The sequence below is a fragment of the Microcoleus sp. MON1_C1 genome (assembly GCF_036701945.1).
Classification (GTDB): domain Bacteria; phylum Cyanobacteriota; class Cyanobacteriia; order Cyanobacteriales; family Microcoleaceae; genus Microcoleus.
Genome location: NZ_JAUBRO010000094.1, coordinates 1 through 9210, shown reverse-complemented (window position 1 = coordinate 9210; position 9210 = coordinate 1). Strand labels below are relative to the sequence as shown.

Sequence of the window (9210 nt, the reverse complement as noted above, 5' to 3'; positions counted from 1 at the left end):
GCTTACTTAAATGACTTAATTGGTAAGCGAAGAAATACTTTAGTATAAATACTCATCGCAAAAGTGACACGCTCCCGTCGAGAAACCAGCAGTGCGCGAGTTTTATTCCAAATACTTGATTTCACAGATGCCGCCCGACATGGAGTTGACCCCAATCTCGCGCACGATCGGGACTAATCAACTCGTCGATGAAATGGTGGCTAAGTTCACTCATACCATTCAGATGGACTGGATGCTACCCGGCATTGCTCCGACAGGGAAACGTGTTGAAGTGCCAGTGGTAGCGATTATCCGGTTCCGTGGCGGCAAGCTAGCCCATGAACACATCTACTGGGATCAGGCGAGTGTATTGGTTCAACTCGGCATGCTTGATCCAGGTACACTGCCCGTTGTAGGGGTTGACAGTGCGCGCAAGGTACTTGATCCGAGCTTGCCCTCAAACGCACTGATCGATCGTGCCAGCGATCGCGACTAAGTGTAGGAGCCAGCAAATATCAATGCCTAAACCCGCCATTTTGCAACCAGGATCGCAACTCGCCTGACCCAGCCACGTTCTATACCCGTGGTGAAAAAGGCTATCTGGATTATCCAGCCCTAGCAAAAGTTTAGAAACTTAGAAAACGAGATAACTCACATGAAAGTTTTGATTGTTCTTGCACACCCAGAGTCGAAAAGCTTTAACGGAGCAATGTTTCAGACAGCAATTGACACGTTCAAAGACTCTGGGCATGATGTTCAATATTCAGATCTCCATACCATGAGATTTGAGCCTGCATCCGATCGCCGCAACTTTACGTCTGTCAAAGATCCTGACTACTTTAAGCAGCAACTTGAAGAGATGTATGCAACTGAAGTTGGAGGATTCATTCCAGAAATTGAAGTTGAGATCCAAAAACTGGAATGGTGCGATCTGATGATTTGGCAATTCCCTTTGTGGTGGTTCAGTGTCCCTGCAATTTTGAAGGGGTGGGTCGATCGCGTCTTTGTTATGGGGCGTGTTTACGGTAATGGACATATTTATGAAACGGGCAGATTTCGAGGTAAGCAAGCAATGCTCTCGTTGACCACAGGTAGCACAGAAGAGGACTATCTTGCAGGCGGTTTTAACGGTGATATCCATGCTATTCTGCGCCCAATTCAGCGAGGGATGCTGCAATTCGCTGGTTTTGACGTTCTTGCTCCGCAGATTGTTTATGCCCCCGTTCGCCAAACAGATGCAATTCGTCAACGTATCTTGAATGATTTTTCGCAACGATTGCGAACCATTGAACGTGAGTTGCCGATCGCCGTAGGTCAGTATTGATCGGCATGGAACTGGCAGGACTGAATTTATGGGGCACGCAGCCAGGATCGTACTCATCCTGGTTGTAGGAGGCGCTTCTTATTGCTGGCTCCTACACGTATTGCTCATTGAGTTTTTGACAAAGTGACACAGCCATTCACAACAAGAGGTAACTATCATGATGCTTAAAGACAAGGTTGCTTTAGTGACGGGAGGAACATCGGGCATTGGTAGAGCAACCGCGATCGCTTACGCCCAACAACAAGCAAAGGTGGTGGTGGTGGGTCGTCGAATTGATGAAGGTGAAGAAACTGTTCGATTGATTAAGGAAGCTGGCGGAGAGGCGATTTTTGTGCAAGCAGATGTCACAAAAGAAGCCGATGTTGAAGCAATAGTTGATAAAGCGGTGAGTGTTTTTGGTCGGTTAGATATTGCCTTTAATAATGCAGGAACTATCGGCGAAAACCCCTCATTGATTGAGCAAACAGAAGCGGAATATGATCGCACGATGAATGTCAATGTCAAAGGCGTTTGGTTGTTAATGAAACATGAAATTACTCAGATGTTGAAACAGGGAAGTGGTGCGATCGTCAATATGGCATCTGCGAATGGAGTCGTTGCATTTCCTACCTTCCCCCTCTACACCGCGAGTAAAAGTGCAGTAATAGGCTTGACAAAAGCGGCTGCGCTCCAATATGCCAAAGCAGGGATTCGCATCAATGTCGTTGCACCAGCGGTAATCGAAACAGATATGTTTGAAGCAGCGACAGGTGGGCAGGAGGAAGTTAGAGCTTACATGGCAGGACTTCACCCGATCGGACGGGTTGGAACACCTCTTGAAGTTGCAAATGCAGTCCTGTTTTTATCATCTGACATGGCATCGTTCACAACAGGTGCAACATTGCTGGTAGATGGTGGATATGTAGCGCAGTAGTCGATCGGCAATGCAAAATATTGCACTGATCGAATGCACGATGGCTAGCTTTTGCCTGTTTTGTTGAGCAAATTGCCAATCTTTGAACCATGCTAACAATTACAACGCCAACCCTTGAAACCAAGCGCAAAGGCTTAACACACATCCGATTACAGCAAGTGCTCGGCTATATTCGTACTCACCTTGATCGAGATTTGTCACTGACTGAGCTTGCAGAAGTGCTCAATATTAGCCCGACTTACTTTGCAAGTTTGTTTAAGAAAACAATGGGAATTTCTCCCCGTCAGTACGTGATTCAACAGCGCGTGGAACAGGCAAAGTTGATGCTATCGAAAACAGATTTGGCGATCGCAGACATTGCCCTACAAGTAGGCTTCTCCAGTCAAAGCCATTTGACGCAGCACATCAAGCGATTCACGGGAAAGACCCCCAAGCAGATTCGCTAGCACTATAAGAATCTGAAAAGTTGTCCTAAGAATCTGAAAGAAATCGAGTCTTGGCACTCATTACATTGAAGTTGAGTTAGGCAAGAATCTGAAGCAGAAACAGAACTAAGATTGTATCTTCGTCCACAACGTCAACTAAGAATGGATCGTACAAAAATGAGTATTCAGCAATTAATCACGCCTGAAAAGCATGACTTAGGTGGGTTTAGTGTACAGCGCATCTTACCGAGTGAAATCCTAAAAATGGTTGGACCTTTCATCTTCTTTGATCACTTAGGCCCAGCTATTTTCCCGGCTGGAAAAGGCGTCGATGTTAGACCCCATCCACACATCAATTTAGCGACGGTTACCTATTTGTTTGAAGGAAGCCTTCTGCATAGAGATAGTCTAGGTACAGTACAAGAGATTTTTCCGGGCGAGGTGAACTGGATGACAGCGGGCAAAGGTATTGTTCATTCTGAGCGATCGCCCGAGAGCTTTAGAGAGAAAGAATCTACTCTTCACGGCATTCAGACCTGGATTGCCCTCCCCGAAATCGCTGAAGAAGTTGAACCCAGCTTTTCACATTATTCGGCGACTGATTTACCGAGGTGGACTCAAACAGACACCAGCGCGACCTTGATCGCCGGTAGCTATCAGTCTCACCAATCACCAGTTAAAACCTACTCTGCTACTCTTTACCTAGCGCTCGTTTTCACGGAGGGTAGTCAATTTCAGCTAGCGCCAATAGAAGGTTTAGAAAGGGCAGTTTATAGCGTCACATCCGGCCTATTCGTAAATGGAAAGCCTTTAGAGCCATATCGTCTAGCCGTTTTAGCGCCGGATGAATCAGTAAATATCAGTGCGGGGGCTGAGGCAAAAGCAATGATTATCGGCGGGGCACCAGTGGGCGATCGCACAAAGTACTGGAACTTTGTGTCGAGCCGCTCAGCGCGTATCGAGCAGGCAAAACGAGATTGGCAAGACCGCCGCTTCCCGGCGGTTCCCGGTGAAACTGAATTCATTCCGCTCCCTGATAATTCAGATCGTGGTAGTAGCGCGCCCCCTCTGAGTTGATGATGGTTAGGCGTTCTTTGCTGAGCGAGAGAACAGTAGCTTAACTCGTACAGCAAGGCTTTCTACTATTTCGGATTAAGTCTATTTCATTCGCAAAACGCTTGGGAAATGATATGGAAGTCGGAATTGACAGTTTTGCCTCGGTTGGAACGAGTGAAAATGGTGAAACGGCGGATGCCACGCAGTCTGTCGCCGAACTGCTGGAGAGAATAGAGCAGGCGGATCGTTCCGGCTTGGATATCTTCGGTATCGGCGAGCATCATCGGCATGAATTTTTAGATTCGGCAAACGCGGTTATTCTCGCCGCTGCCGCCGCACGCACCGAGCGCATCCGTCTAACCAGCGCGGTTACGGTGCTGAGCGCGGCTGACCCGGTACGTGTGTTTCAACAATTCGCCACGCTCGATTTGATTTCAAAAGGTCGCGCCGAAATGGTTGTCGGGCGCGGATCGTTCACCGAAGCCTTTCCGCTATTTGGATTTAGTCTCGGCGATTACGACGAGATTTTCGCTGAGAAGCTCGAACTCTTGCTCAAAATTCGGGACAATGAAACAGTCGATTGGTCGGGCAAATTTCGCCCCGCGCTGGAAAACCAAGCAATTTATCCGCGTCCGCTGCAAAAACCGTTTCCCATCTGGATCGGGGTCGGCGGTACGCCGCAATCCTTTCTCCGCGCCGGAATGCTTGGACTGCCGCTCGTGGTTGCCATTATCGGCGGCGAAACGCATCGCTTTCGCTCGCTCGTAGATTTATACCGCGATGCTGGAGCGCGCGCCGGGTACGCGCCCGAAACATTAAAAGTTTCATTGCATTCAATCGGTTATGTCGCCGACACGACTGAACAAGCCGTTGAAGAATTTTTTCCGGGCTACGCCGAAACCTTCACTAAAATTGGCAGAGAGAGAGGCTGGCCGCCTGTTACGCGTGCCGATTTTGACGCGCAGCGCGGCGCGACCGGCGCGTTACTCGTCGGCAGTCCCGAAGAAGTGGCGGAGAAAATCCGCCGTCATAGCGAATCGCTCGGCGGCATTTCGAGAGTAACTTTTCAAATGGACAACGCGCAGATGAACCACACCCAACTGATGCGCTCCATTGAACTGATTGGAATGCAAATGTCGCCACTCTTAAACAATTGAAATACCTTAACGATCGATGGCGGATATACAGCGAGTTGATTTTTGATTGTGGACTCACAGTGAATTGATCCATTTCAAGAGAGAACAACCGGACTTGATTTTACGAGAAATAGAATGATACTTCAGAATAAGGTGGCGTTATTCACCAGTTGTCATTCTCTATCTTGGCATTGTGTCTACCCAGTATTCTGATGTCTCTGGAGATTGAATCAATGGCAGTTTTGAAACAATTTGGGTTTCTATTTGCTTTGGGCAGTGCGGGAATTGCGATGTTGATGATTACGTCGGTTCCATTAGTTGAGCAACAGTTGGCGAAACTGTCTCCAGAAAGACTGGCAAAAGTTCCGCCACTGTGGGTTTTAATGCTGCTGCAAGGACTACAGCTTACAGTTCTACTGGCAATCAGCATTCTGATTGGAATTGGCTGTGCCTATCGCGTTGGATTACGCTCACATTTGATTGACTACTGGGTACTTCATACCCCTAAGATTCCATTTTCTGTCATTGAGATGAAATGGAGCTTGGGTGTAGGTGCAGCGACGACAATCATTGTCCTGTTGCTCGATCGGTTCATGAAACCTGCTCTACCTGAAGCGCTACAGGCATCCAATCACACAGAACCAAATTGGCTGAGTTCACTTACTGCAATGCTTTATGGCGGCCTCACTGAGGAAATTCTGATGCGCTGGGGCTTAATGTCGCTGCTTGTTTGGATAGCGTGGAAAGTCTTAAAACAAGGCATTACGTTGCCAAGCCAAGGAATATACCAAGGTGCGATTGTGCTAGTAGCGCTGGTATTTGGACTTTTACACCTGCCCGCAACTGCCGCGATAGTTCCACTCACTCCGCTTGTGATCATCCGAGCGATATTACTCAATGGGATTGCTGGCATTGCTTTTGGTTGGCTCTTTTGGCAATACTCGCTTGAGGCTGCGATGTTATCCCATGTCAGCTTTCATGCCTTTTCCTTTGCTCTTAGCCTAAAGCTTGCAAGATTTGTCTAAGCTTTTTTCTAAAGCGATTTCACGATTATTTCAAGAAAGAACAACCGGACTTAGATTTTAGGAGAAATAGAATGATACTTCAGGATAAAGTGGCGCTAGTCACTGGCGGAACTTCAGGAATTGGTCGAGCAACCGCGATCGCTTATGCCCAACAACAAGCAAAGGTTGTTGTTGTTGGCCGTCGAATGGATGAAGGTGAAGAAACTATTCGATTGATCAAGAAAGCTGGCGGAGAGGCAATTTTTGTGCAAGCAGATGTCACGAAAGAAGCCGATGTTGAAGCAATGGTTGATAAAGTGGTGAGTGTTTTTGGTCGGTTAGATATTGCCTTTAATAATGCAGGAACTGTCGGTGAAAATCCCTCACTGATTGAGCAACCAGAAGCGGAATACTATCGCATGATGAACGTCAATGTCAAAGGCGTTTGGTGGTCGATGAAATATGAAATTGCTCAGATGTTGAAACAGGGAAGTGGTTCGATCGTCAATACGGCATCTGCAAATGGAGTAGTTGCACTTCCTAGCGTACCTCTCTACACCGCGAGTAAAAGTGCAGTAATAGGCTTGACAAAAGCGGCTGCGCTCCAATATGCCAAAGCAGGTATTCGCATCAATGTCGTTGCACCAGCAGCAATCGAAACAGACATGTTTGAAGCAGCTACAGGTGGGCAAGATGAAGCCAAAGCTTACATAACAGGACTTCACCCGATCGGACGGGTTGGAACACCTCTTGAAGTTGCAAATGCAGTCCTGTTTTTATCATCTGACCTGGCATCGTTCGTAACAGGTGAAACGTTGATGGTAGATGGTGGGTATGTAGCGCAGTAGTCGATCGGCAGTGCGACACGTTGCGACCAAGTAGCGATCGACCTGCATCATCTGCTCGATCACTCTCCGTGCCGTTGGTTCCTCAAGGGCATCCCGATAGTACGCAGTGTTTGATTGAGCAGTAATACATCCAAAGGAGTCCATCATGACGACAACACTTGCAGGCAAAGTTGCACTGGTAACGGGTGGTTCTCGCGGTTTAGGAGCGGTGATCGTAGGGTATGCGAAAGATCAAAACTTTTACACTCACAATTAACGAAAGGAAAAGAAATGGCTGAAAAATTTGGTGCAAAATCGACCGCCGACGAGGTGCTTTCCGGCATTAATCTCAAGGGAAAGCGATTTCTCATTACGGGTGCATCGTCAGGCATTGGGCTTGAAACCGCCCGCTCACTGGTCTCTCACGGCGCTAGCGTCGTCGGCGCGGTCAGGAACCTCACTAAAGCTGAGCTAGCCACTGCATCGGTTCGTGATGCCGCGTCGCAGGGCGACAGCCTGGAGTTGATCAATCTCGATCTGGCATCCTTGCAAAGCGTTCGTGCCTGTGCGGATAAACTGTTGGCTGACGGTCAACCGTTCGATGCCATCATCGCTAACGCTGGCGTTATGGCAACTCCGTTCGGTCGGACGATCGATGGCTTTGAAGTCCAGTTCGGAACCAACCATCTTGGTCATTTCGCCCTGATCAATGGGATCGAGCCGCTGCTCGTCGATAATGGACGGCTGGTAGTCCTGTCGTCGCTCTCACATCGTGGTGCCGATATCGACTTGGACGATCCGAATTTTGAGCAACAGGCATACGATCCATGGGTCGCCTATAGCCGATCGAAAACCGCCAATTCCCTGTTCGCTGTGGAGTTTGACAGGCGGCATCGCGATCGCGGCATTCGGGCTGCTTCGGTGATGCCCGGAAACAGTCTCACGGACCTGCCCCGCCATTTCTCGCCAGAGGATTTGCAGGAACTTTTGCAGACCGTTGACGCAGCGCGCACCGAAGCGAGTCTGCCGCCGAAAGAGTTGAAAGAAATTCCGCAGGCAGCCGCAACGTCGGTCTGGGCAGCAGTCGTAGCTGACAAAGACGAGATCGGCGGACACTATCTCGAAGATTGTGCAGTTGCGCCGATCAATGACACGCCCAACCCGTTTGCCGACGGCGTAAGGTCGTATGCACTTGACGCTAACAAAGCTAAGCAGCTTTGGGCGAAAAGCGAGGAATTGATCAGCGCTGTATCCTAAAGGTTTTCGACTTTTGTCAATAAAATTTAGATGCGTTTACCCTGGGATTTGGAATAGTCAGGAAAAACTATTCATGAGAAAGTTCATTCTTCGGTTAGTTATTATCGTTCTGGTTGTCAGTGTGCTTGTTGGCTCTGGTTGGCTGAATCGCGCAACTCCTGCTTCAACTTGTGACATCGCAACTCGCTCTACCCAAATCGGGAGTGGAACGCTTTCCTATAATCAAGCAGGGACAGGACAGCCGATTTTACTGCTGCATGGATTATTTGCCGAGAAAGAGCAGTGGAATGGCATGATGTGCGAGTTGGCTAGAGCAGGCTATCAAGCGATTGCACCCGATCTACCCGGTTATGCCAAGAGTACTGGATTTACCGTGAAAGACTATGCACTAGAGAATCAGGTAGCCCTCTTGCACCAGTTTGTCGAGCAGCTAAAGATTCAATCCCTTGAGGTTGCAGGTAGCTCGATGGGGGGCACGATCGCAGCCCTTTACAGCCAGCTTTATCCCAACCAAGTTCGCAGCCTCGCCTTTATCGGTTCACCGCTAGGCGTAACGAATTGGGCAACTAGCGTCAGGAAATCGATTATTGAGGGCATCAATCCCTTTATTCCGATTACCAAAGAGCAGTTCGATCTAGAAATCAGTCTGCTTTTCGTGACGCCTCCTACGATTCCGGATGAGGTCAAAACCGAGAAATTGAACGATTATGTGAATCGTAATCGAAATTATCAACAGACTTGGGACATTGTGAATCTTTATGATGATGTGCTTTGTCAGTTGCCTCACAGTCGGGTTCCGACCCTGGCAATTTGGGGTCAGGAAGACAAAATCTATGATATTCGGGATGTCGATCGCTCACATCGCTGTCTTCTAGGGAGTCAAATTATTCAATTACCCAAAGCAGGACATTTGCTGTTGATCGAAAACGCTCAGGAAGCAGCATCGAATTATCTTGGTTTTCTGAAAACAATCCAAAATCGATAGACGAATCAAGCATTCAGCAATTAGGCTTCAGTGTCGAGGAATTGAATCTCAGCCAGTTGTTGGTTAATGACCTGAACATTAGGCTTACAAAAGAAAGGAGATCACTATGAGAAACAATGGAACGACATGACTATTTAGTTAAGTTGCACATCGCCTTTGGCTGGGAGCGAGAAAACTTTTTTGGTGTGCTACGAGGCTGTGATATCTGCATTTGCTACTAAACGGATAGGGAGCGTGTCACTTTTGCGATGAGTATTTATACTAAAGTATTTCTTCGCTTACCAATTAAGTCATTTAAGTAAGC

10 protein-coding genes are annotated in these 9210 nt (G+C 48.0%); all 10 read left to right on the top strand.

Annotation, left to right across the window (positions count from 1 at the left end):
* The first annotated feature begins 91 nt into the window (after positions 1 to 91).
* Positions 92 to 475, top strand: a complete 384-nt coding sequence (locus QUA62_RS28355; RefSeq protein WP_333408149.1) for an ester cyclase — start codon at positions 92 to 94, stop codon at positions 473 to 475.
* A gap of 159 nt (positions 476 to 634) precedes the next feature.
* On the top strand, positions 635 to 1303 hold the full coding sequence (locus QUA62_RS28350; protein ID WP_333408148.1) for an NAD(P)H-dependent oxidoreductase: 669 nt from the start codon (positions 635 to 637) through the stop codon (positions 1301 to 1303).
* A 157-nt stretch (positions 1304 to 1460) separates the two neighbouring features.
* Positions 1461 to 2216, top strand: coding sequence for an SDR family oxidoreductase (locus tag QUA62_RS28345; protein ID WP_333408147.1), 756 nt, complete (start codon positions 1461 to 1463; stop codon positions 2214 to 2216).
* Positions 2217 to 2305: 89 nt separating this feature from the next.
* Positions 2306 to 2662 (top strand): AraC family transcriptional regulator, encoded by a 357-nt coding sequence (locus QUA62_RS28340; RefSeq protein WP_333408146.1) that lies wholly within the window; start codon positions 2306 to 2308, stop codon positions 2660 to 2662.
* A gap of 141 nt (positions 2663 to 2803) precedes the next feature.
* A complete protein-coding gene (locus QUA62_RS28335; protein WP_333408145.1) occupies positions 2804 to 3718 on the top strand; it encodes a pirin family protein in 915 nt (304 codons plus the stop codon).
* A 113-nt stretch (positions 3719 to 3831) separates the two neighbouring features.
* A complete protein-coding gene (locus QUA62_RS28330) occupies positions 3832 to 4854 on the top strand; it encodes an LLM class flavin-dependent oxidoreductase (protein WP_333408144.1) in 1023 nt (340 codons plus the stop codon).
* Positions 4855 to 5066: 212 nt separating this feature from the next.
* Complete coding sequence (locus tag QUA62_RS28325) at positions 5067 to 5858, top strand: CPBP family intramembrane glutamic endopeptidase (protein WP_333408143.1); 792 nt, start codon at positions 5067 to 5069, stop codon at positions 5856 to 5858.
* A 71-nt stretch (positions 5859 to 5929) separates the two neighbouring features.
* Complete coding sequence (locus tag QUA62_RS28320) at positions 5930 to 6685, top strand: SDR family oxidoreductase (RefSeq protein ID WP_333408142.1); 756 nt, start codon at positions 5930 to 5932, stop codon at positions 6683 to 6685.
* A gap of 270 nt (positions 6686 to 6955) precedes the next feature.
* On the top strand, positions 6956 to 7921 hold the full coding sequence (locus QUA62_RS28315; RefSeq protein WP_333408141.1) for an SDR family NAD(P)-dependent oxidoreductase: 966 nt from the start codon (positions 6956 to 6958) through the stop codon (positions 7919 to 7921).
* A gap of 73 nt (positions 7922 to 7994) precedes the next feature.
* Positions 7995 to 8906 (top strand): alpha/beta hydrolase, encoded by a 912-nt coding sequence (locus QUA62_RS28310; RefSeq protein ID WP_333408140.1) that lies wholly within the window; start codon positions 7995 to 7997, stop codon positions 8904 to 8906.
* Positions 8907 to 9210: the final 304 nt, after the last annotated feature.

Bases quoted from the DNA above. Each gene is read 5' to 3' on its own strand.
- QUA62_RS28320 (WP_333408142.1), top strand. From the start codon at position 5,930: ATGATACTTCAGGATAAAGTGGCGCTAGTCACTGGCGGAACTTCAGGA.
- QUA62_RS28335 (WP_333408145.1), top strand. From the start codon at position 2,804: ATGGATCGTACAAAAATGAGTATTCAGCAATTAATCACGCCTGAAAAG.
- QUA62_RS28310 (WP_333408140.1), top strand. From the start codon at position 7,995: ATGAGAAAGTTCATTCTTCGGTTAGTTATTATCGTTCTGGTTGTCAGT.
- QUA62_RS28345 (WP_333408147.1), top strand. From the start codon at position 1,461: ATGATGCTTAAAGACAAGGTTGCTTTAGTGACGGGAGGAACATCGGGC.
- QUA62_RS28330 (WP_333408144.1), top strand. From the start codon at position 3,832: ATGGAAGTCGGAATTGACAGTTTTGCCTCGGTTGGAACGAGTGAAAAT.
- QUA62_RS28350 (WP_333408148.1), top strand. From the start codon at position 635: ATGAAAGTTTTGATTGTTCTTGCACACCCAGAGTCGAAAAGCTTTAAC.
- QUA62_RS28340 (WP_333408146.1), top strand. From the start codon at position 2,306: ATGCTAACAATTACAACGCCAACCCTTGAAACCAAGCGCAAAGGCTTA.
- QUA62_RS28325 (WP_333408143.1), top strand. From the start codon at position 5,067: ATGGCAGTTTTGAAACAATTTGGGTTTCTATTTGCTTTGGGCAGTGCG.
- QUA62_RS28315 (WP_333408141.1), top strand. From the start codon at position 6,956: ATGGCTGAAAAATTTGGTGCAAAATCGACCGCCGACGAGGTGCTTTCC.